General features: G+C 49.6%; 25 protein-coding genes, 1 pseudogene and 1 riboswitch. Of the genes and pseudogenes, 1 reads left to right on the top strand and 25 read right to left on the bottom strand.

The features are described 5' to 3' along the window. Positions 1-44: 44 nt before the first annotated feature. The 3 genes from ACFQ0N_RS01940 to ACFQ0N_RS01930 form a co-directional block, all read right to left on the bottom strand. Positions 45-1,169, bottom strand: coding sequence for a KamA family radical SAM protein (locus tag ACFQ0N_RS01940; protein WP_379322656.1), 1,125 nt, complete (start codon positions 1,167-1,169; stop codon positions 45-47). Positions 1,170-1,465: 296 nt separating this feature from the next. Continuing rightward, a riboswitch (cyclic di-AMP (ydaO/yuaA leader) is annotated at positions 1,466-1,614 on the bottom strand. Positions 1,615-1,637: 23 nt separating this feature from the next. Next, positions 1,638-2,228 (bottom strand): PadR family transcriptional regulator, encoded by a 591-nt coding sequence (locus ACFQ0N_RS01935; protein WP_379322655.1) that lies wholly within the window; start codon positions 2,226-2,228, stop codon positions 1,638-1,640. Then, entirely contained in the window at positions 2,182-3,684 is a 1,503-nt protein-coding gene (locus ACFQ0N_RS01930) for an MDR family MFS transporter (RefSeq protein ID WP_483874978.1), read from the bottom strand. The genes ACFQ0N_RS01935 and ACFQ0N_RS01930 overlap by 47 nt, the downstream gene beginning before the upstream one ends. Positions 3,685-3,900: 216 nt before the next feature. On the opposite strand from ACFQ0N_RS01930, the gene ACFQ0N_RS01925 reads away from it, so the two are divergent. Further along, entirely contained in the window at positions 3,901-7,170 is a 3,270-nt protein-coding gene (locus ACFQ0N_RS01925; protein WP_379322653.1) for an SNF2 helicase associated domain-containing protein, read from the top strand. A 106-nt stretch (positions 7,171-7,276) separates the two neighbouring features. Here ACFQ0N_RS01925 and ACFQ0N_RS01920 read toward each other — a convergent pair whose 3' ends face one another. From ACFQ0N_RS01920 to ACFQ0N_RS01815, 22 genes and pseudogenes are all read right to left on the bottom strand, one after another. After that, complete coding sequence (locus ACFQ0N_RS01920; RefSeq protein WP_379322652.1) at positions 7,277-7,990, bottom strand: Crp/Fnr family transcriptional regulator; 714 nt, start codon at positions 7,988-7,990, stop codon at positions 7,277-7,279. A 124-nt stretch (positions 7,991-8,114) separates the two neighbouring features. Then, a complete protein-coding gene (pflA, locus tag ACFQ0N_RS01915; RefSeq protein ID WP_379322651.1) occupies positions 8,115-8,855 on the bottom strand; it encodes a pyruvate formate-lyase-activating protein in 741 nt (246 codons plus the stop codon). Positions 8,856-8,901: 46 nt separating this feature from the next. Continuing rightward, positions 8,902-9,672 (bottom strand): annotated as a pseudogene (locus ACFQ0N_RS01910) (pyruvate formate lyase family protein); the annotation flags it as partial. A gap of 235 nt (positions 9,673-9,907) precedes the next feature. Next, entirely contained in the window at positions 9,908-10,465 is a 558-nt protein-coding gene (locus tag ACFQ0N_RS01905; protein WP_379322650.1) for a hypothetical protein, read from the bottom strand. Positions 10,466-10,564: 99 nt separating this feature from the next. Further along, entirely contained in the window at positions 10,565-10,906 is a 342-nt protein-coding gene (locus ACFQ0N_RS01900; protein WP_379322649.1) for a YolD-like family protein, read from the bottom strand. A 122-nt stretch (positions 10,907-11,028) separates the two neighbouring features. Beyond that, positions 11,029-11,709, bottom strand: a complete 681-nt coding sequence (locus tag ACFQ0N_RS01895; protein ID WP_379322648.1) for a M15 family metallopeptidase — start codon at positions 11,707-11,709, stop codon at positions 11,029-11,031. Further along, positions 11,706-11,969 carry a phage holin family protein gene (locus ACFQ0N_RS01890; RefSeq protein ID WP_379322647.1) on the bottom strand — a complete coding sequence of 88 codons (264 nt, stop codon included), beginning with the start codon at positions 11,967-11,969 and terminating at the stop codon, positions 11,706-11,708. The genes ACFQ0N_RS01895 and ACFQ0N_RS01890 overlap by 4 nt, the downstream gene beginning before the upstream one ends. Positions 11,970-11,989: 20 nt before the next feature. Continuing rightward, positions 11,990-12,283: a hypothetical protein gene (locus ACFQ0N_RS01885; RefSeq protein WP_379322646.1), complete on the bottom strand. Its 294-nt coding sequence runs from the start codon at positions 12,281-12,283 to the stop codon at positions 11,990-11,992. A 56-nt stretch (positions 12,284-12,339) separates the two neighbouring features. Then, positions 12,340-12,477 carry a CD1375 family protein gene (locus ACFQ0N_RS01880; RefSeq protein WP_379322645.1) on the bottom strand — a complete coding sequence of 46 codons (138 nt, stop codon included), beginning with the start codon at positions 12,475-12,477 and terminating at the stop codon, positions 12,340-12,342. Between the two features lie 49 nt (positions 12,478-12,526). Beyond that, positions 12,527-12,985, bottom strand: a complete 459-nt coding sequence (locus ACFQ0N_RS01875; protein WP_379322644.1) for a hypothetical protein — start codon at positions 12,983-12,985, stop codon at positions 12,527-12,529. A 14-nt stretch (positions 12,986-12,999) separates the two neighbouring features. Continuing rightward, positions 13,000-14,919: a phage tail-collar fiber domain-containing protein gene (locus ACFQ0N_RS01870; RefSeq protein ID WP_379322643.1), complete on the bottom strand. Its 1,920-nt coding sequence runs from the start codon at positions 14,917-14,919 to the stop codon at positions 13,000-13,002. Beyond that, a complete protein-coding gene (locus ACFQ0N_RS01865; protein ID WP_379322642.1) occupies positions 14,919-15,482 on the bottom strand; it encodes a phage tail protein I in 564 nt (187 codons plus the stop codon). Before ACFQ0N_RS01865 ends, ACFQ0N_RS01870 begins: the two co-directional genes overlap by 1 nt. Continuing rightward, the gene (locus ACFQ0N_RS01860; RefSeq protein WP_379322641.1) at positions 15,475-16,596 is read right to left on the bottom strand and encodes a baseplate assembly protein; all 1,122 of its coding nucleotides are present in this window, start codon (positions 16,594-16,596) and stop codon (positions 15,475-15,477) included. Before ACFQ0N_RS01860 ends, ACFQ0N_RS01865 begins: the two co-directional genes overlap by 8 nt. Continuing rightward, positions 16,593-16,913: a GPW/gp25 family protein gene (locus ACFQ0N_RS01855; RefSeq protein ID WP_379322640.1), complete on the bottom strand. Its 321-nt coding sequence runs from the start codon at positions 16,911-16,913 to the stop codon at positions 16,593-16,595. The genes ACFQ0N_RS01860 and ACFQ0N_RS01855 overlap by 4 nt, the downstream gene beginning before the upstream one ends. Positions 16,914-16,926: 13 nt before the next feature. Then, entirely contained in the window at positions 16,927-17,316 is a 390-nt protein-coding gene (locus tag ACFQ0N_RS01850; protein ID WP_379322639.1) for a phage tail protein, read from the bottom strand. Further along, a complete protein-coding gene (locus ACFQ0N_RS01845) occupies positions 17,316-17,558 on the bottom strand; it encodes a phage baseplate assembly protein V (RefSeq protein ID WP_379322638.1) in 243 nt (80 codons plus the stop codon). The genes ACFQ0N_RS01850 and ACFQ0N_RS01845 overlap by 1 nt, the downstream gene beginning before the upstream one ends. After that, positions 17,558-18,574 carry a phage late control D family protein gene (locus tag ACFQ0N_RS01840; RefSeq protein WP_379322637.1) on the bottom strand — a complete coding sequence of 339 codons (1,017 nt, stop codon included), beginning with the start codon at positions 18,572-18,574 and terminating at the stop codon, positions 17,558-17,560. The genes ACFQ0N_RS01845 and ACFQ0N_RS01840 overlap by 1 nt, the downstream gene beginning before the upstream one ends. A 1-nt stretch (position 18,575) precedes the next feature. Then, positions 18,576-18,782: a tail protein X gene (locus ACFQ0N_RS01835; protein ID WP_379322636.1), complete on the bottom strand. Its 207-nt coding sequence runs from the start codon at positions 18,780-18,782 to the stop codon at positions 18,576-18,578. Then, complete coding sequence (locus tag ACFQ0N_RS01830; RefSeq protein WP_379322635.1) at positions 18,775-21,744, bottom strand: phage tail tape measure protein; 2,970 nt, start codon at positions 21,742-21,744, stop codon at positions 18,775-18,777. The genes ACFQ0N_RS01835 and ACFQ0N_RS01830 overlap by 8 nt, the downstream gene beginning before the upstream one ends. 4 nt (positions 21,745-21,748) lie before the next feature. Beyond that, on the bottom strand, positions 21,749-21,877 hold the full coding sequence (locus ACFQ0N_RS01825) for a hypothetical protein (protein ID WP_379322634.1): 129 nt from the start codon (positions 21,875-21,877) through the stop codon (positions 21,749-21,751). Continuing rightward, complete coding sequence (locus ACFQ0N_RS01820) at positions 21,877-22,209, bottom strand: phage tail assembly protein (RefSeq protein WP_379322633.1); 333 nt, start codon at positions 22,207-22,209, stop codon at positions 21,877-21,879. Before ACFQ0N_RS01820 ends, ACFQ0N_RS01825 begins: the two co-directional genes overlap by 1 nt. 12 nt (positions 22,210-22,221) lie before the next feature. Beyond that, positions 22,222-22,737: a phage major tail tube protein gene (locus ACFQ0N_RS01815; RefSeq protein ID WP_379322632.1), complete on the bottom strand. Its 516-nt coding sequence runs from the start codon at positions 22,735-22,737 to the stop codon at positions 22,222-22,224. Between the last annotated feature and the right edge of the window lie 8 nt (positions 22,738-22,745).

The following is a 22,745-nucleotide window of genomic DNA, read 5'->3' as shown; positions in this document are numbered from 1 at the left end:
GCCGAATCCGGCGTTCGGATCGCCTTCAGGCTATCGCCCGGTTATTACGGAGCCGTCTGCATTTTCACCTTTGGCCGCTCCCAGTATTGTTCATTGCCCGGCAAATCATCGAACCATTCCGCATCATCCGGACAATCCAGCACCATAAATTTTCCGTAGTTGTCGTCACGCGACTGATGGTACTTTAAATAGGCTTTTCCGTCCTCGATCGCCAGCACCTCGATTTTGCCTGATGTATGACTCATCGATAGCCTTACACGCTTGCCCAAGCCGGAGGTTCTTGCTTTGGCCTTCTCTACGATGCGATACACTTCTTTCAACGGGAGCACAAAGTCTCTGTTGCCGGCAACCGGCCGGTTAATAAAGAAATAATAGGGAGTAACACCGGCCCACGACAGGCGGTCCAGCAGTTCGCCAAGCACAGCGGGATCATCATTAATGCCTTTCAGCACAGGCGTCTGGTTGACGACAATAGCGCCTGCGTCATGCAGCGCTTTAAAGCCTCTTTTTGCTTCTGGGGTAATTTCACGCGGATGATTAATATGGGCCATGACATAGATGCGCTTTTCTTCATTGGAGTAGGTTCGGATCATTTCGAGCAATGCATCGTCATTGTAGATGCGCATTGGGTTAAAGACAGGAATTTTGGAGCCTAGACGGATAATTTGGACATGATCAATTTCGCGGAGACGCTGGATAATGGCGGTGAGCTTGGCCGTCCCAAGTATGAGACTGTCGCCCCCTGTTAACAGCACATTATTAATTTCCGGGTGTTTGGATATATATTCCAAACCTTGCGTTACATCGGACATCGCTTCCTTCACATCATTGCGGAACAAACGTTTGCGGAAGCAGTAGCGGCAGTAGGCGCCGCAAACCTCGGAGACGATGAGCAGAGCGGTTGTCCGGTACTTATGCTGGCAGCCCGGCACAACATAGTTGGTCTCTTCATCTGACGCGTCCCATCGCCCGTATTCCTTCAGCTCGCCTTCATTCGGAATGACTAGCTTTCTAATCGGATCATGCGGATCGTCCCAGTCGATCAATCCCAAGTAGTAATCATTGACTCGGAACACGAATTTATCAGTGATCGGCTTAAGCCTTTCACGCTCGCTCTCCGGCAGCATGGTCACCTGGTTAATGTTCGTCAAATATTTGGCCTTCTGCATCGTACCCTCTCCTTGTACTCAGATTGGTTGAAACGATGGAGGCCCAGCTCTTGCATCGGATGCCCGTCAAAGTCAGCAGGGGTGAGAAAAACTTCGATCGAAGTTCTTCGAGGATGAGCGGCATGCAGGTTTGCCAAACAAACCCGCTTCGAAAACATGAGACCGCTTTATTGCCAATAAGAATGCTCCATCCCTAAATTTTGGAACGATATACATCCTTTGTGGTCAATAAAGAACAAAAAAGACCCTTGTACAAGGGTCTCTACTGTCATGAAGGCAGTCTCGCACCAGTATTGATTAGACCCATCCATTGCTGACGAGGTTAGCTGACGGACTCGGGTAGATGGTACCCTACATTCACTTCCATGAATGATTCGCCCCAATTGAACTGGTTCCCCCGCTTCTCGAATATTGTGCATATCCGAAAATTAAGCATGGATCCATTTTAATGCATTTTCGCCCGAAAAGTCAAATCGGGCTGTCAGCCTCCTCATAAGGCTTGAGCTTCAGTCCCTCTCCCCGTTCGTTGAGCCTGCCGGCCAGCGCGTCCGCGAGCAGCCGCCGCCGCCAGTTCAGCTCAGTAAGCAGATGCTCGTAGCCTACCCACAAAGTATGCAGGACCGCGCGGGACACTTGACCGACATGCTCCTCGTAAAGCCTCAGCATCTGCTCGGCCTCTGCTTCCCATTGCGGCATTTTCTGCGCCAAAATCTCCGCAATTTTGGCCTGATCACCATAGGATGCGAAAATGAGCGCAATAAACATCGGATGATTGAGGTGCGGCTCTCCCTCCATCTGCTCTAGCAGCAGTCGATGAAACAGCTCTTTTCCCGCATCCGTAATTCGATAGATGGTCTTGTCGGGCCTGCTCCCGCTGCTAATTACTTCGACAGAGGCAATGTAGCCGTCCTTTTTCAATTGATCGATCGCATAATAAAATGTGCCATACTGGATTTTTACGTATTTATGCATTTGCCGGTCCTTCATTTCCCGCACAATTTCGTATGGATAGCTATCCCCTTCCATCAGGAGCCCCAGTATGGCCAGCTTGATAGACATGGCGGTTCACCTCTTCATTTTGCTGCACGTTGCTTGTCATCATTTTAGCATTTCCAAGCAAAATAACAAACAAAATTGCCAGCACGCTCAGCGGTATCATCCACAGAAACACATCTGTAAGCGATGAAGACATCGCTTTCGCCAATTGCTGCAGCAAATCGGGCGGCAGCTGTTCCCTTCCTGCCAGCTGCAAAATGTCTTGCGGCTTGAAGCCGGCAGGAAGATGGGCTTCTGCAAAATATTGCGCCATTCTTGTTGCCTGCAAGCTGCCGAACACCGCGATTCCTAATGTATTACCCAAAGTTTGAGAAAAACGGACGAGGGAATTGACGACTCCCCGTTGCTGGTAGCCAATGTTATGCTGTGCGGCGATGGAGGAAATCGGAAAAGAGGCCCCTATCGCCAAACCGAGAAGAATCATGCAAAGCGTGATTAATCCCCGGCCGCTGTCGACGTTCAGTATGCTCAACAATACCGCGGATGAGACTAAAAAAGCTGCCGACACAAGCATAATGGCGCGGTATGAGAAACGTCTTGCCAAAGTGCCGCCAAGGAAGCTGCTGACAACGACAGCGATCATCATCGGCGTCAGCACCAGTCCCGCATTGGTAGCCGTTCCGCCAATTACCCCTTGTATAAACATCGGGATCAAGGATGCTCCCGTCATTAAAGCCGCCCCGTAAAAAAATCCGATCCCGAGACTTGCTGTAAACAAACGATTTTTGAAAAGCGGCAGCGGCACGATCGGATCGCGATTATAATGTTCGATTATAACAAAAAGGATCAGCAGCAAAGCGGCTCCCGCAAACAGCGACAGCACAAGCGGTGATTGCCAGGAATATTCCTGCCCGCCGAGCTCCAGCGCAAACATGACGGCCAGCACCGCAGCCAGCAATGTTATGGTGCCCAGCCAATCCACCGCTCGTTTGGCGCGTTCAATTTTCTCATGATAGCAGCGCAGCACGAGCCAAAATGCAATCAGCCCAAGAGGCAAATTAATGTAAAAGATCCAGCGCCAATGCAGATGATCGGTAAAAAAGGCGCCAGCCAGCGGCCCGAACACACTGGATAAGCCGAAAACAGCGCCAAACAGCCCCTGTACCTTGCCTCTTTTCTCCTTGGGAAACAGGTCAAAAATAATTACAAAAATAACCGGCATCAAGGCTCCGCCCCCAACCCCCTGCACAGCCCGGTAAATAATCAGCTCCGTCATCGTCCCTGCCGTCCCGCAAAGCGCGGAGCCAATAATAAACAATGCCAGGCCAAGCAAAAAGAACAGCTTGCGCCCGTACATATCGGACAGTTTGCCGAACATCGGCATCCCGGCTGCCGAAGCGATCAAATATGCTGAAAATACCCATACATATTGCTCCAGTCCGCCCAATTTCGAGACAATGGTCGGCACGGCCGTCGCCAAGATCGTCTGATCGAGCGAAACCAGCAGCAAAGCCAGCATAAGCCCGACAATGGTCGGTTTAATGGCTGTAGACTTTTCCTTTTGCTGAACAAACAAGCTCACCACTCCCTATTCAAATTAGAATAATAACTATAGTATATTCAAATTAGAATAGTGTCAAGGCGTTTTCTAACCTGTCTCGTCATGGTATCATAATGAACAAGATGAACTAGCACCACCCTGAGTCGCAGATTGCGAGGGAAGGAATTTTAGCTCATGACTTTTTTGCTGACAGATTCATTTATTAAAGAGAGCTGCGGCCAGCTTGCCTACAATAAAGGGAAAAACCTTTATCGAACCGGAAAAACAGCCTTGATTCACGGCAGTCAAGTGACGAATGACTATACGTTTGATGTTTTCGATGATACTGGCCGCAACCATATTCATATTGCTTTGAACAGCGATTCGGTCAGCGCTAGCTGTCCCTGCTCCCTGCTGCTCGCATTCGACAAGCATTGCAAGCATGTAGCTGCCGCGCTGTTTTCCTTGCGGGAAATGCTGCAAAACGACAGCTTGCCTGCGGCCGAACAGGCAGAAAAGACTAACACAGGCGACGATGCGCTGTTAAACGATATTGTTAAGCTTTTTAGTCCGCAGCGTATGCTGCCAAGCGCGGCCGGCACTTTTTTCGAACAGCGCGCCATGCTGACCGTAGCCTGGGTCTGCAAGCCTGTTCTGCAAAACTACCGCGAGCAAATGTTCGCGCTGGAGTTGAAGATCGGTCTGAAGCGGCTCTATTCCGTTTCCGATGCAAGCGGCTTTTTGCGGCGGCTCCAGCGGCGCGAATCCTGTTATTTTGCCAAGAGCTTCACGTATGAGCCGGAGCTTCACTGCTTCCATCCAGATGACGATGCGATTTTGGCCAAGCTTTGCGAGCTGCTGCAGCAGGATCGGCTCTACTCGCAGGACGCTCAGTCCCGGTACGCCAATTGGGGACTGACGGAACGGCAGCTGCCCATCTCCCCCGCTGCATGGCCCGAGCTGCTGCCGCTGCTGTTGAAAGCGCCGTCTATCCGTCTTGAGGAAGAACATGCTGTCTACGATGGATTACGTCTGTCAACCGAACCTTTGCCTTTGCGCTTCGAATTTGATCATGCGGATTCGGTCTCGGTCCCTGATTCGAGCCGCTATATGCTCGCAGTATCCGGCATGGAGCAAATAACCGTCATGGAAGCTTATAATACAGTAATAAGCAACGGACAATTGCAGCAATTGCCTGCCGAGCAATGCAAGCGGCTCTATGAATTGAAGCGCATGCTCGCCGCTGGAGAGCGAGACCGCCTGCTCATAAGCGGGCAGATGATCGGCGCTTTTATCGAAAAGGTCGTTCCGGGCCTGCTCAAGCTTGGCCGCGTAGAGATTTCCAAAGCTGTATCGGCAAAGATCGTTCAGGCCCCGCTCAAAGCCAAGCTTTTCCTTGACCGGGTTAAAGAGCGGCTGCTTGCCGCCCTCGAGTTTCATTATGGGGCAATCGTCATAAATCCGCTGGAGAGCGGCGATTCGCCCAAGCACGGCGAAGGGCGTATTTTAATACGCGACGATGAAGGGGAAAATACGATAATCCGTCTGATGGAGCAGCTCCCTTTCACCAAGACGGAGAGCGGCTACTTTTTGCATGACGAAGCGGCAGAATTTGAATTTTTGCACACGATTATTCCCCAGCTCGAAAAGCTGCTGACTGTCTATGCAACAACGGCAGTCAAGGAACGGCTCTACGTGGGGCCGCCGCCAATCAGCATCAAGGTAGAAGTCGATGAGCGGACGGATTGGCTTGAGCTGCGCTTCAACATGGAGGAAATTAGCGAAGCCGAAATTCGCCGCCTGCTGCAAGCGATTGAGGTCAAACGCAGATATTACCGGCTGCCGAGCGGCGCCTTGCTCCCGCTGGAAGGAGACGAGCTGCAGCATATCATCCGCCTGCTGAACGATATCGGCATTCGTGCTCTAGATGTTGCCGGCGCGACGATGCGGCTGCCGATCCGGCACGCGCTGGCGCTTAATCCCGGCCAGCAGTACGGACAAACTGCGCAGCTAAGCAGAAACTTGCGCCGCCTGCTGCATGACCTGCATAATCCGGACAATCTGGACTTTCCGCTGCCCGCTCCATTCGACAGCGTTTTGCGCGATTATCAAAAATACGGCTACCAATGGCTGCGCACATTAGCACACTACCATTTTGGAGGTATTTTGGCCGATGACATGGGGCTCGGCAAAACGGTGCAAAGCATCGCTTTTCTTGCCGCTATGCAGGAAGAAATACGCGAAGCCAGGCAGCCGGCTCTAATCGTCGCGCCTTCCTCCCTAATCTACAACTGGCGGGAAGAATTGCAAAAATTCGCGCCGGGGCTGCATGCAGTTGTTATAGATGGCAGTAAAGCGGAACGAACCCGCAGCTGGCTCGCCGCGGCAAGCGCCGATATTATCATTACGTCTTATCCGCTGCTGCGAAAGGACATCAAATCATGCATGAATATGTCTTTTCATACGCTTCTGCTGGATGAGGCGCAGATGTTTAAAAACGATATGACCCAAACAGCGAAGGCAGTCAAGCTGCTGCAAGCAAAATACCGCTTTGCGCTAACCGGAACGCCCATCGAAAATGCCCTGACTGAGCTATGGTCTATCTATGACGCCGTATTTCCGGGGCTTTTCCCTGGAAGGCGGGAATTTGGCGAGTTGTCGCGCGAGACGATTGCCAAGCAGATACGCCCCTTCCTGCTGCGCCGGCTAAAACGCGATGTACTGAAGGAGCTGCCGGAAAAAATCGAATCGACGCAGACGATGCCGCTGCTGCCAGAGCAAAAAAAGCTGTACATTGCTTATCTTGCTAAGCTGCGGCAGGAAACGTTGAAGCATCTCGATGACGACGACTACCAGCAAAACCGGCTCAAAATTTTGGCCGGTCTTACCCGCCTCAGACAGCTCTGCTGCCATCCTGCGCTTTTCGTTGACGGTTACAAAGGAAGTTCAGCCAAATTCGAGCAATTGATGGAGCTGCTCGAGGAATGCCGGGGCAGCGGGCGGCGCGTGCTGCTTTTCTCGCAATTTACAGAGATGTTAAACATAATCAGAAGAGAATTGGGGCAGCGCGGATATCCGTTCTTTTATTTAGACGGGCAAACTCCATCTCCTGAGCGAGTCAAGCTCTGCCACCGCTTTAATAATGGGGAACGGGATTTATTTCTCATTTCATTGAAGGCCGGGGGGACAGGTCTTAATTTGACCGGCGCGGACACGGTTATCCTCTACGATTTGTGGTGGAATCCTGCCGTCGAGCAGCAAGCGGAGGATCGCGCTCATCGGATCGGCCAGCAAAAACGGGTGCAAATCGTCCGGCTGATCGCCAAAGATACAGTCGAGGAAAAAATGTATGCATTGCAGCAGCGGAAAAAAGGGCTGATCGACGAGGTGATCGAACCCGGGCATACCGCCTTGTCTGCTTTATCGGAGCAGGATATTCGCGAACTGCTTGCGCTGCAGAACTGAACTGAACCCAAAAAGACTCCGCGGCCATCCTTTCCCATGCCAGGCGCAATTACTGCTGCCGCTTGGCACGAGGCAAGGCTCGTGGAGTCTTTTTTGATTTACTATTTTACATCCGGCAAACTTCTTTGGGGCAATTTTCACAATGGCATACATCGCGCAGATATTGTACATTCTTAATAACAATATGGCCGTTTTCAAATTCAACGACCTCATCCTTTTTCAGATCGCTCAGCATCCGGTTCACGCTTTCCCGCGTAGCGCCGATCATATCGGCCATCTCCGTATTATTGACCTTCAGATCGATGTGAATATTTCCGTTCTCGTGGGTAATGCCATACGAATTGCTGAGACGGATAAGCAGCGAGCATAGTGCGCCTGTCTTGCCGAACATCATTAAATCCCGGAATTTCGTCTGGGTTAGACGATGCATTAAGCCCATCCATTTCATAAACTCAACAGCCAGATCGCCATGCTGCCACAGGAGAACTTCCAAATCTTTTCTTTGGATAACACCTACCTTGCCATCTTCTGTCATTTCCGCACTAAAGCTATGCGTCGATTCCTGGAAAGGGTCCATTTGCCCGATCAAATCGCCATGCTGATGCAAATACATCGTCAGCGTCCGGCCATTATCCGAAGCCTTGGTCGTCCGTACCCGGCCCTCGATGATATAATACAATTTGTCTGCAGAATCACCTTCCCAGAACAAATAGCTTCCTTTCTCCATATTGCGCGTATACATAATGCTCTCCAGCTTTTCAAAGCTTTCCTGCGATAATACTGGCACAAGACCTTCCGCCCGATCTGGCACAGCCGACATTATTCATCCCCGCTTCCATTCCGTAATCTTCCTATTTATATACTACCTTTCAACGGCAAAAAAAGGTATCGGGGACTTCACTGAACTTTCTTCTGTGAAGTCCCCGATTCCCGTGTGATCTTTGTCACATCTGTGACAAGGAGCCGGCCTTTTGCGCCGCCGAGATAATTTGTCCCGCCCGCATCACCTGCTCCTCTGTAGGAGCGGGTACACCCTCAAGCGGATAAGAGCGGCCGAGCTGCTGCCATTTATATACGCCCATTCGATGATAAGGAAGCAGTTCGAATTTTACAACATTGTCCATACGGCCAATCATCGCGCCGAGCTGCTGCAGGTCAGCCGCATCATCGGTCACCCCCGGTACAAGCACATGGCGGATCCATGTCGGCTTATTCAGACGCTGAAGCAGCTGGGCAAAGCGGAGAATGCGGTCGTTGGGCTGACTTGTAAGCCGCTGATGCTTGTCACGGTCGATTATCTTGAGATCCAGCAAGACGAGATCCGTATATGACAAGAGCTGGGCTGCATGCTCCGGCTCGCAAAACCCCGAGCTGTCGATCGCGGTGTGCAGTCCAAAGCGTTCCTTGCAGGCTGCAAATAATTGAGCGACAAAGGGAGCCTGCAAGGTCGGCTCACCGCCCGTTACTGTAATTCCTCCGCCTGAATTGCGGTAATAAGGCAAGTAAGGCTCGATCTCTGCCAGCACGTCCTCTACCGTCATATGACGGCCAGTACTTGTATCCCATGTATCCGGATTATGGCAATACTGACATTGCAAGGCGCATCCCTGCATAAACAGTACGAAGCGGATACCCGGCCCGTCGACGGTACCGAATGTTTCTATAGAATGAATTCTGCCTTTCATCGGGTCACGCTCCCCCCATTCTCGCAGCAAGACGGCTGCACTTGCCTTAAATCGAGCCGTGGAAGGTCCGATTAATGACGTCCAACTGCTGCTCCCTCGTCAATTTAATAAAATTAACTGCATATCCGGATACGCGGATCGTCAACTGTGGATATTTTTCCGGATGCTCCATAGCATCGAGCAGCTGCTGGCGATCAAAGACATTAACATTAAGATGATGTCCGCCGCTTTGCGTATAGCCGTCGAGCATCGCTGACAAATTGTTGTAACGGTCGTCCGGTTCTTTGCCGAGCGCTCTCGGAATGATCGAGAACGTATTCGAGATGCCGTCAAGGCTGTGCTCATATGGAAGCTTGGCGACAGACGTCAGCGAAGCGAGCGCCCCTTTGCGGTCGCGGCCATGCATCGGATTGGCTCCCGGTGCGAACGGCTCGCCCGCTTTGCGCCCGTCAGGCGTGCTGCCTGTCTTTTTGCCATATACCACATTCGAAGTAATGGTAAGGATCGACATGGTCGGTATCGCATTCCGATATGGCTTGTGCTTGCGCAGCTTGTGCATAAATCCTTCCGCCAGATCAACCGCCAGCATGTCAACGCGATCGTCATTGTTGCCGTACTGCGGATATTCTCCCTCGATCTCAAAATCGACCGCTATCCCCTGCTCATTGCGAATCGGACGAACCTTCGCATAACGGATTGCGCTCAAGCTGTCCGCTACGACAGACAATCCGGCGATGCCGCAGGCCATTGTCCGCACGATATCCCGATCATGCAGCGCCATCTCAATTCGCTCATAGCAATATTTATCGTGCGAATATTTACGTGATGGACAGTCACGGACGATAATGGAAAATTATCAGTAACGGCGCGGGTTTCTGGATTTTTTCGTTGGACATCGACGGACGACGAAAAACAAGGTTTGACACGTTTTTTGTGGGTATCTTGTGGGGAATGTGGGGAAGGGATTATCGCAGGCGCTGCTATTTATGAAGATGAAGCAATATGGATAAACTTAAAGCTCCCAGCCTTTTAATTAGTTGGGAGCTTTAAGTTTATTCTAAGTTCATTGCCATTTTACGGTCCAACAACATGATGCTTTCTGCATACCCATCTTCATCAAACATCGCTGAAAATTGATATGTGTGCTCCATCTCTTCTGGTTTTTGAAAACTTTTTAAATCAGATTCGCTCAGGAACTTTTTCTCATTTTCATTAAAAGCATAGTCTAAATTCTTATTTGTTAATTCAACTGCATGTTTTTTTCCATACAGCCTTTTAATATCTTCTTTCAGCATTCCAGACTCTGCACCACGTATAGCCTTATATACTCCCTTTGAATCTTTATCTAAAGAAATCCCAGCGGCCATATCACCTCTATACCAAATATTAGCTCCTTGATCATATGTAAATAAATTAGCGGAGACCGACTTCTCCCCTTCTCCCAACACCTTCTCGACCTCTGCCCGATCCATTCCATAACACACTTTGGCCTGTTCATCATCCACCTTGACAATGCACATGTCATCTTTTGTGAATGCATCTCCGCCGCCGCTGCTACATCCAGCCATTACCACGATGAATAGAACCATTGACAACAATCTTTTCAGCATTACCTTTTCCCCTTCCACGAATTATCGAGTTGCAACCATTTTACTCTATTAATTGGGATCTGGCGATATGTGGAAGGAGAAGAATAAAAAATCCCCGGATCACATCCGAGACTCAATGTTTACTATTCGCTTAAAATCGATCCACTCATCTCCGGATTCAGCCTGCAGCAGTATCTTGCCGCGGCGCTCATCCACCCTGACGACATACCCCGTTATTTGCTCATCCTCGTACTCATCAAAAAGTGTGACTGTTATCTCTGACTTACACTCCATCGACTCGCCTATCTTGTACACAATGTCTTCAACCTCTTGACTATCCAGTTGAGGCTGTCTGCGCTTCTTTAAGTCGTCCCGGTGCTTGTTCATTGCCTGTTTATGCTCTGGAAGTATCATGCGGCTGCTCTCCCAAAACATATTGCTTCCTGGTGTAAGTTTGTTCATCAATATCCCTCCGTGCGAACGTTTGATCTTATTATATACACAAACATGCGTTTGCGTTCAAGAGGATTTTTTTATGAACAAAAAGAAAAAGCCCCGCCAGCACACGCCAGCGGGGCTTTGTTTTATTTATTTGCAATCAGAATTGTATTAAGCCACAGAAGCTCAGACGCCGTTAGCGTGCCTTTCTCGGCCTTGTCCACCCACGCCTTATCGCTAATCACTTTACGATCCAGCATGCCCTGCAGAGCCTTGACCAGCGTTTCACGCTGATACTTTGATAGTTCCAATTTGTCGTCCTCCTTCTCATTTACATTGTCGCTCGGTTTTATACGAGCCATCGCAGCAGCTTCCTGTGCGGCGGTAGGCCGCTGACCAGCACGAAGCTGAACCGTCGTCAGCCCGAACAACATCTCAAAGTGCGGATAATCCTTAAACGATGTCCAATCCCCGCCCCATGCAAAGCCGAGCTGCTTCGCAATCCCCACGACAGTCATCCAGTCGTTATTAACCGTCCAAGATACATTCTTTCCGTCTGGCAGCAGCAGTGCGAAATCGACAGCTAGGCCGAAATTATGATTGCTGTATCCGCCGCGCGCATTTGTGACAATGCTTCCCGGCTTTGTTCGACCTTGCGCATAGAGTGCGTCTTGCTCCGCGATAGATCGGTATCCCTGCGCAATCAGGATCGGCACGCCCGCGGCGAAAGATCGTTCGATCAACTGCTCGGTTGCCGCTTTAACGACCTTATTCAGCCCTTCAAGCCGCTTGGACGACTTTGCTTTGACTTCTGAGAGGGTAATCATTCGCTTTCCCTCTTTCTGATCTGTTTGACGACCTGGTGTCCATAAACGGAGAAGGAACCGCACAAGATGCCCTGTACAACCGAGTTAGCGCTCCAACCGATGCTTAATCCTGACAATACGATCGCGACGGCAGTAACGATATAAACAATTAAATAGTCCGGAACGCGCGGCGTTTGTTTAACCATTAACCCCACTGACATGCATACAAGTACAATCCCCATCAACCTTGCATCGATATAATCCGGTAATACAAAATCCATAATAAAAGCCCTCCTTTGTTTTATTGGCCGTGCTCCAGCCGATCAAGGCGCTTGTGAGCCTGCTTGACTGATTCTTCCGCCCTTGTAACGCGTTCTGCCAGCGCGTCAAACCTTTGACCCTGTACGCGCTGCTCAATTCGTATTTCCTCTATACCATGCTTGATATACTCCATGTCCGACTGCAGCCTAGCATCCCGGCCCGCATCCTGGGCCGTATCCTGTCGGACTGTGCGGGACCGGCCAAGCCAGCCCAGCACGATGCCAGAGATCGCCGCGGCAACGGATATGATAGCGGTAATAGTAGCTGTATCCATGATCCACCCCCAACAATATAAAAGGCCCCGCAATGTGCGGAGCCATAAATCAATTATTAAGCAGCCAGCGGCTTGCCGTCAGTATCCAGATCCATGACAGCCAGCTCAGCTTTAACAGCCGGCTGCAGGTTGGCTGGTACTTGCTCATATTTTTTAGCGCCTTTGACAATCAACGTAACGTATACAGTGACCATAGTGTTTTCACCTCCTCTCAAGAAAAACAAAAGCAGCCGAATGATGAGATTAAACACCATTGGCTGCTACCTTTAATTGATCTATTTCGGCTTGCATTTGCTCGATTGTTGCTTGCTGATCCAAAAGCAATTCGTATAACTCGGCTGTCGCCAACAATGCATTAGTAACCTCGGTTTCCTTTTGCTCGTAAACTTCCGCTAATCCTAACATTGCCACAGTCGATTCTTCTTCCAGGGCTTCAATCCGCTGCTGCTCAGGCGTCTTTGGTACGGGCGGTCTTGCATTCCATTCTGCATCAAGTTCTGCCTGAGATCGTTCCACCATTTTGCCTTGAACAATCTTATAGCGATACTGGCCGCGATCGTTGTAGAGCTGATAGCAGAAATGCCGGTCAGATTCATTCGGCAGCAAAATGTCATCTACGTCCGGCAGCTCAAACCCGGTTGTATAGCCGTATATGACGATGCCGTTTGTATCAGTCCGTACATAGTGTTGATATCCTCCCATGTCGTTCACCTCCATCATAGCTCAGCATCAGCCGTCCAATGAAAATAATAAGAGGCTGCCTGTCCGGGGGATAAACCGGTTCTTCTCACGCCAGAACCTCTAGAATTTTGAAATGGATAGTTTCCGTTCTCTACAGAAACAAGTTGGAATGTAGAACCATCTATAAAACTACCCACAGTGTTTACCGTACCTGCTTCGGCATAATACGTAATCGTCGGAGCTACTCTTTTCCTTACAGCAAACTGGAAACCAAAATCGGCAACGCCATTACTATCAGCTATCCCTGTTCCAATAGTTTCTCCTTTTAGTGTACTTGTTCCCGGCCTAACCTCTACATCATAACTTTTCTCATAATACCGCTGACACATTGCCAGTTCTTCCGCAAACGTCCGCGGCTGAAATGGTAGAGCAGCTTCACCTGCGCTGACTTGAACTTGAATAATGTCCACCTGTCCTGGTCCGCCAAACCCTTCTTGTGTTGTTGCACCAACGTCTGCCGCATTCGACGTGCCCCAAGCAACTTGAAGAGCAATGCGTAAACGGTCATCACCATTACTACCGAAAATTTTGCCGTCATATGGACCTTGATTAAAAGTAACTGAGTACCTTACCCAATTGGATGTAAGCGTGAAATTTTGCCCGCGTATAGTATTTGGCGCGGACGGCGATCCACCTGTACCATAAGATTGCTGTAAAAACACCCCGATACGCTTATTAGGTATGTTAGTCCTAGCAAAAAAGCTTACCGTGACTTGTGTATTTTTATCTCTTGCTGATAAATATCGGATGCCATTTTCAATGTGCTGATTAAGAGAATGATATACATTTTGACCTAAATTTGATCCGGGTCCATCCCAACCAAGGCGGTAGAAATATCGACTATTTGCCACAGGTGATGACTCTTCGCGTGTATGGGTGATCGCTGGCAACGTCCCGCCATCAGCGTGAGCCATGAAGTAAAAACGATCCGCGGTGTAAGCTCCCATGGCTTCACTCAATATGAATCTGACACCACGCTGCCATATATCAAAATTCCCATTAATGATCGCCTGACGTGCCATGCCATCCGTTACCGCATTATCAACCGTATCCTTGCGAGCAACATGATCCGGATCGATCGGAGCGCCTACTTTAAACTGTCCGTTAGCATCTCGGATAGGCATACGGTTAGCTGTTGCGGCTGCTGTCGCTCCGTGAACACTGGTGAAGCTTTTGTGTGCGTCTAAATTGTCGGAGACGTCCGTAAGTACCGTCTTTATCTCCTTGATCGTCATGGCCGGCAGCGTGCGCCAGGACGACTCTCCTGTAATTGACTTGATCATGTTGGCCAGCCAGCCGAGCAATGTTGAAAGCTTGCCTTTGTCACTTGTTGGCGCCGCAGTGTCGCTGATCGTGCGATCGCCAATCTTGGAGTCGATTACGCTGCCGTCAGGGTGGTCTAGTACCGCTTTAGTGCGGTGTTCGTTCAGATCTTCCTTTGTAGCAAAGACCAGCGATTCGTCGATGATCGCACTGACATTTGTTGCATTGCCCACAATCGTATTGATGTTGTAGATTTGTTCAACAACATCTGGTCCTCCCGTAGGCGGGATATATTCTGCTCCTGCGCCCGCATTCGCATAACAGTACAAGATTTCCCCTTCGTCAGGATCTTTCGCAAATAAGCCCATCTCCCGCAAATAAAATCCGGTTGAAATCCCTTGGTTCGTCAATTTTGTGCTGACAACCGCCCGACCGCCCGGCCTTGTTTTTAGGTCTGTAATTTCAAGGGTCTTTTTAGGGCTTATCAGTCCTGTCAAATCGGCAATACTTTGACTGCCGAGATTGCCATCCCCTACTGCAACGCGAGTGTATTGCAAAGGTGTGCCGATCTGAGCCTTAGCTTGTAGAGCCCGGCCTTTGTTCGTTATATAAAATCCTCCGAGTGCTCCCATTACGTCACCTGCTCACATGTAATTATTGATGCTTTATGAATCGCATTGCCAAAATAAAGGGGCATGTCGTCATACTTTGAAATTTCAATCGCCTCTAACCAGCTGCTCAACCTCTTAGCAGAATTAATCGCGGCAAGAAACTCTTGTGCTCTGGTTGTTGTAGCTTCTGGATCTGATGTCGTTACTTTGAAATATCCGGGCTGCCCTCCGTACTCATACCACTCTGTGACGCTCCCGCTGCCGAATACAGTCGTAATTAATTCCTCTACTGCGGTCGGCGTCCCCTTGATGCGATGCCAGCGCTGAGCGTTATTTACAATTTCACGCTTTTGCTCTAATGGCAGTTCGGGATTGTAAAAGTCGGTATGCTGCTGCCAGGCCAGTTCATCGACCCACGCTTCCGGCAAAGTGTCGATGTTATACATGATGGCCACTTGCGGGATCAGTTCGGTCACGCGGCGGAGTTGTAAGTCAATCGATTCCGCCGCCGCGCGAACCTTTTCATCTTCTCGAAGGTTGGGCGGTACAAGATCGATAAGCCGGACTGCACCTATATCAATCATTCTCTAACCCTCCGTAATCGACCGTAATTTCATCCGCAACGGCCACGTCCGTATCCTCTACCACGGTGTACGTAGGCGATGATACCGCAACTCTCCGCGCTCCTGCATTCATGATGCGGCGGATCAGCTCGGATGGCATGACATCCCTGCCGATCTTTGTTTTCTCCCAGATAACATAATCATTAACGGCCTGCTGCACGGCAGCTTGTATCTGCGTGGCCTCCGTTGCATTTGCCGCATCGATCCAGTAGGTCAGATTGATATCGTAATTGACAACGTTTGGAGCCAATACCGTTACCTTGTCCGTAAGCGGACGCCGGTCCCTTGCATTAAGTGCCTCATATACGGCCTCAAGGATTTCCTGCGATGGAAGCTCACCGTCCCTCATTAGCACCCTGACTTCGACCTCAACGGGAGACGGCGACCATACCTTAACGTTCGCAATGCCGGGATGCGCGGAACGAGCCCAATACTCATAAGCGCCGTCCGGTCCCGCCGTTGAAAACTTCTCCGGCGAAATATAAATGCGCTCCCGATACGGATCATCTTCCTCTGTGTTGGCGCCACCTGATGTTTCGGTTATGTTTTCTACATGATCGATATACGGCAGCGGATCAACCAAGATGTCGATTTGTCCAGGCAAGTACCCATTACCGATTATCCCGGTCTCCAGGCACTCTATCGGTATATCGATATGCAGCACGCCAACAGGTATCTCTGCCACCTTAGATGTAACAAAAAACAGGTCGTTACCAGGGCTCACTCTCGTGCCGGCTGGGATTGTCCTCACGGTCGTTTGTAGTGCTGAAAGGTGAAATCGCTGAGTAGTAAGGGCCGGCGTCGCCTGTAGGCGCGGCGTGAAGCTGGATGCCCCGATATGGTCCAGTATCGGACCTCTCGCATAGCGCAACAGGTTTTGCAAGGCGGTGTCATTGATCAGCACCCGTTGTTGTATGATCATGTCGCAAATCGAATATAAAAAAAGCCGTACCGGATCGCCCGGAAACAGCTTCGTTTTGGCTATGGCTTCATAAACCGTAATCACTTCGTTTTTAATCTTTTCCGGATCCGTATCAACAAGCTGCAGCGGCGGTAAATCATAAATCGTATTCAAATCTCTACCCCCTCCCGCAATGTATATTTGACTGTAGGCACCAATTGCCCCTCATCGTTATCTTGCTCATACTCGATGCTTACAACCTCGACGCGGGGCTCAAAATCATTGATTGCATTAAAAACTACCTCTGTCATCCTTGCCTGGGCGATCGGCGACGGGGCGTCAAGGCCACTGGCATCAAGACCAAAGCCGCGATCCAGCGGAACCGTGTTACGAATCGTTGTTATGATTGTTCGTACATTCTGATGGATGGCTTCAAGCCCGGTAGCTCCGAAAATGATGCCTTTCTGCTTTGTCGTTGCTGTATATTCCAATGTCCTCCCCCCCCTATGCGTATTCTTTCATTGTCACGTCGGCTCCACCCACAAGCAGCCGCCCTTGCCCGTCAAAATAGTCCCAGGTCTCCCCAACAGACTCTATATACCATTTATTTGTACTTAACGGCCTTCCACCTATGATTAAACTTTCGACCGTCCCCCTGTCACACATGAGCATCAGACTGGACAGTTCCTTGCGTGGATTCATCAGATAACGAACATCAAACCGCATTGTAAAGGAGATTTCCGTTTGTCCGGGGCCGAGAAATTCAGATTTCGGCGTATGGAGGTGAATATCGTGCAGCGCCCATCTTGCGGTTGTGGAGCGTTTGAAATTGTCAAATGTGCGAATCTTCTTAGCTGATGCTAAAAAAATCAACTTACCAAAACTACCTATCATCAATCATCACCTACCGTTCCAAGCCAGAAGCCTGTTTCCAATCCGTTTCCGAGGAACAGGCAAAGCACCTGCTCGCCTACAGCCGGCATTTTTATTGACGCCCCTTCGATTGGAGGGATAACAAGTTGTAGCCAGTCCGACACTTGGTCGTCACGGTCCGGGAACGTTGCACGTATCATCTGCTGCCCCGTATCAACTGATGAGACGAAGCCAACTCGAATCACATTTTGAACTAATCCCATTAGTATCCCAACACCTTTCGCAGCTCAATTTGCGTTGTGGCGTTTCCGCCACCCGCTGTATGCTTGGCTGACTCCACGTAATATTTACCATCGAAGCCGCCGAAGCCAGCCACGTTAACAGTCACTCCTTGAGCTAATCTATAATCGCCCATTAGCGTGATACTGCCCCGCTGTGCTTCTTTGTTTTTGTTGCGCAATGCGTTGCGTGCTTTCCGGATCGCTTCCGCTTCGGATGCAACACGCTCATTTATTTTAAGCACCGGCCCTTTAATTCCCGGCGCGTGGAATGTCCCTTTAATTGTCCGCTTCTTCTTTTTTGTCGTTGTCGTGTACGACACTTGGCACGACGCGTAAGTGGAGCCAATGGTTTGCAAATCAAAAGAATATGAGATGATATTCCCGGAGCCGCGCTTAATTGTGGCCACAGCCTTCTGAGACTCGAAATACCGATCATCAAAGACGACAAGCGTTTTGTTGGTTATTTTTAAGCTCAGCCCTTCTTTGTCACAAGTGGATGAGAGAAACGATAAATCCGTTTCTTCCGTCTGGTCCAGCCGGTCATAGCTGATGTCATCGGTACTAAACATCAATTTGTAACCGGCTGCGGCTGCGATCCGGGAGGCAATCTGCTTCAGCGTGACCTTTTCCCATGACTTTGTTCGCCGCTCACCTTTGATGCTGGAATTTCCGGGGTATGAAAGCGCCTGTATGGTCAACTCATCCGGCGGCCCTTTGAACGATAGTCCATCTACCTCAAATGTGCCGCATTTGACGACATTCTTGGTATTAGGCTTCAGCCAATTGTGATAAACGATTTCTACTTTGATATCGTCACCCTTTTTGGGTATCCAAGCCCCCCGCCACTTGTTGTCCCGGTCATCAAGCGTAATGCTTAAATCGTCGGCGTTGCCGTTCCCGTTGTCGGTATAGGTCAGGGAAGACAAAAAAGGCGCGATATCCCGAGAGATATTCACGCCTTTATAGATTAATTTTATTTCAGCTCGTCTCGGGTCCAATTCATTCACCAGCCTTCCACGGCGGCAAGTCTGCGGCCGGCTGCGGCTGCACGTCTGGAGTCTTAAGCAGGACGCCGGATGAAAAGAACACGGTACGGATATGGGCAGGATTTAAATCCATTAGAGCGGTCATTTGTGATGCATCGCCATACAATTTATAGCTGATTCCGTCCCATGTGTCACCTTGAATTGTTACATACTCACCCATTAAAACTCAACCGCCTTTCCTGCCGCATCATCTCCCTGAAACGGCGCTCAAAATCATCCTGCGCCCTACTGAGAGCTTGTGCCAATCGACTTTCCACATCTGATCCTCCGCCCTGTACAGTGATTTGTGGGGCAAATGTGACGTTGTAAGAGCTGCTGCTATCATTACTCGAAGAGCGACCAATTAACCTATTCGCCACGTCGAGCAACGATTGAGATCGCGGTTTGTTGTCGATCGGAATCGCGATTTCTGGCCCAGCTTCCCCAAATATGGATGGTTTCGTTGCAATACCGCCATCAGCGTATTGCTCAAAGCCATTTGTGGCAATGTTGTTTAGTTGATTTTTTCTTTCAGAGAAGGTTGGCATTTCTCCGATTTGTTGCCATATAACAGATATATTGACCGTTTTGTCGATCTCTTTTCCCAGGAGATTATTTGTCTCGCTCAGCTGAAGAATCTTTTCCTGGAACATTCTCTTTTCTTCCTCGCCCATGTACTGGTATTTGGCTATAAGCTCATCTACCGGGGCGCCCATGTCCAATTCAATCAAATCCTTTTGATTCTTGACGACCCCCGCTACGGTTTCCTCGACTTTTGCAATCTCTCCATTTGTCTCCTGCCAATTTTCACGATATTTCTCCATGTCCTTTTGGAAATTGGCTAGTTCTCCACCCAGACCCGCCCCTCCACTACCGTGGAAGGTTTTCCCTGTAGCCGCTTGGATCTCATTAAATAAATCGTTAAATCTTTTCTCTTTTTCAGCCTCAGATTTCGAGGTATGAAGAATGTTCTGGTGCTTATCACTATAGCCTTTAAATTCATAAAACTTCTCCCTTGATTCCAAAAAAGCCGCATTGTATTCTTGTTGTTTTTCTTTCAGTTTGCCATACTCTTCTATCAACCTCGGGAGGTCTTGTTGCTGCTGGATCGTTTGCGATTCAAGGGCACGCTTTTTCTCCTCCACCTCGTAGCCCTTTAACTTGCTGATTTGGTCTAGTTGTGTACGGAAGCTATCGCTTTTGGCGTCCTCCGCTCTCAAGATGTCCGGATTAAGATCAATTAATTCTCTTTCGACATCTGCCAACTTTCGGCGGGCTTCTGTTAATTGAGCTGCAGGCGTTTTGGCGTCTTTAATTTTTGCTGTAAGCCGGTCATATTCCGTTATAAGGTCGTCTACTCGCTTTTTCCCCTCAACAGCGGTCTTATAATCACCTAAGGTTTTATCGAAAGTTTTGTGCATGTTGAGTAGCTCTTGCCTTGCCTTCTCTTGATGCTTTCGGTATAACCACCAGCCGCCTGCCAAAGCGCCCACACCTAATAGCACAGCTCCGACTGGATTGGCTAGCGCCCCAATAGCTGGCCCAACCAAGCTTGCCGATCTCGCCACGAGTCCCATGCTTGAGGCGGCAGTTTTTCCAGCCTTCCCGAAAGAGAATAATCCCTTTGTCGTCTTCCCGATTTTGGCTGCCGGAACACCCAGCGCAGTAGCTGCTAACATACTGGAGCCGCCGTTAAATGACAGGGCTTCTTTCCCGAGTCCCTTAATGCCGCTCCAAAGCAGGCTGCCGGCTTCTTTGCCGATCTTGGACACTAACGCCCTGCCATCGCTTTCCCACCACTTCGATAGTGGCTCGCCGATAAGCTTATTCCAGGATAGCTTAATTTTGCCGAAGAAATCTGCATTCTTCCATTCTGGTCCGGCCATGAGCTTATCTAGTTGCCCCATGGCCTTCGGAATCCAGTTGGCAAGATTGTCAGCGAATCGCCGAATTGTTGGAGCCAACCTTTCGCCGATGCTGATTTTCGCACTCTCAACAGCTGATTCAAGTAACTTCATGGAGCCTGTAAAAGTATCCATTTGAGTGTTGGCCATTTCCATGAGCGCGCCATCTGCAGCTGTTACTTCTTTTTTCAGATTGCCGTACTCGTTGCCCAATCCATCCAGGATGCCGGTGAAAGTTTTGAGATGCTCCTTACCTGCGATCATTGAGATGTACTGCGCCTTTTGGGCGTCGGTCATCGGATCAATCTTGGCTTTCACTTCCCGGAAAACATTTTCCAAGCCTTTGAAATTCCCTTTTGCGTCAAAAGCAGATATTTTCAGCTTTTTCATCGCTTTACCAGATTGCCCCAGACCCGATGTTAGGTTTGTGACAATGGCATTCATCGCCGTACCGGCTTCCGTTCCTTTGAACCCCCTGTTTGCAAGGGTGCCGAGGAGCGATGTCGCTTCTTCCAGCGGGACATTAAATGTTTTGAATGTACCACCAGCAATCAAGAAACCATCCATCAACTGTTCAACGCTAGTATTAGAGCGGCGGGATGTTTGAGCCACTTTATCGAGATAGGCCGGCAAATCCTTAACCCCAAGTCCAAGAGCTGCCATCGAGTCAGTGGCCAAATCTGATGCACGTCCCAAGTCCATTGCTCCGGCTTCTGAGAGCCTCAACACTGGCTCAATACCCGCTAACATCTGCTCAGTGTTCCAGCCAGCAAGCGCAAGGTATTGGAGCCCGTCAGCGGCTTCACTGGCGGTCTTAGACGTTCGCTCCCCCATTTCCCTTGCCTTGGCGGATAGCTTTGCGAAATCCTCTCCAGTCGTGCCTGATACAGCCTTTACGTTAGCCATCGACTGTTCAAAGTTAGCATAGGTCTGCACAATGTCTTTACCGAAACTGACAACCTTGCCCACGGCAAAAGCGCCGGCGAGAGCCCCGCCAGCGACTTTTAGAGAACTTACCATTTTTGAGCCCGCGGTTTGAGTCAGGCTGAATGCCTTCCTTGTTTTCGAAAGGTCATCCCGCATATGTTGGGTCATGTTGGGACGACCTTTTACACCGTTTAGGCCTTTCAGTTGCTGCTGCAATTCCTTGAAATCTTTGGACGCGCCAGAAAAGGTTTTGGCGAATGAAGATTCCATGTCAGCACCAAGCTTAAATTTTATTTCATAATTTTTTGCCATAATGCTACTTCGCCCCTTTCCCGCGTACCTCGCCGGCAACATCTGCCCACTCAACTAACTCTCTGAGCGGTAACGACAGAAAGTAAGGGATTGGCGTATGCAGTTCTTTAGCAAGCTTGGCTGCAAGCTGCATTATTGTTCGCCCGAAGCTTGCTCCGTTTCCTCGGCTCCCACCAAATCCCCATCGAGCAAAAAACGCTGCACCCGGAAGGATACAGCGTTGAAATCTGCCGCTTTTAGTTTCAAGAAGAGATCAACCGGGTGCTTAGATGCAGCGGCCGCTACCAGTGCCTGGTACTCCTTGTATAACTCCTTATACAGCGTGCCTCCCTGAATACCAGGGCCGGACAAAAACTGCCGATCGATGTCCACGATATCGGCACCGGAAAGAGATTCGAAATCAAGATTAATTACCTCTACTTTCACGCCGTCAAATTCAATCGGGGTTAACAGTTTGTATCTCATTGGTAGATCCTCCTACATTCCAAGTTGTTTACGGATTTTTTCCATCAAGTCCTTGCCGTTTACGCGATACACAAAATTAAGCTTGTCAATTTCGACAACTACTTTGCCATCCTGCCAAATCTTGATGTAAGTCACCTCAAGCTCAGTGCTTGTTTCTGTTGCTGCGGCCGGCGCAAAATTGCCGAGCGTGACATTTTTGGCCATAGCTTTGACGGTCACGCGAATGCCCACCGAATCGATTTGCCCGTTCGTAGGGTTGTAGACTTGTTGCGCACCACGGAAATCAAGCGTATTTGCGTCTTGTAAAAGCTCAATCGCTTCGCGGCTGACTGTCCGCCAATTAAGTGTGCAGGTCATACTGCCGAAATGCCCAATAGTGGGAGATTCAATTTCCCCGCCAAGTCCAGCACCCGACAACGTATCGGTTTTTGGTTCGAGGTTGGGTAAAACGATATCTGAATTCCCAAGCCATTGGCTTCCATTTCGAAATACAGTGAAGTTGTTTAATTTATCTGGAATTTGTCTCATTGGCTATC

Origin of the sequence: Paenibacillus sp. GCM10027626 (assembly GCF_042676285.1) — a bacterium.
Lineage (GTDB): Bacteria > Bacillota > Bacilli > Paenibacillales > Paenibacillaceae > Paenibacillus_Z.
The sequence above is the reverse complement of the archived record's forward strand: the minus strand, read 5'-3'. Positions and strand labels throughout refer to the sequence as shown.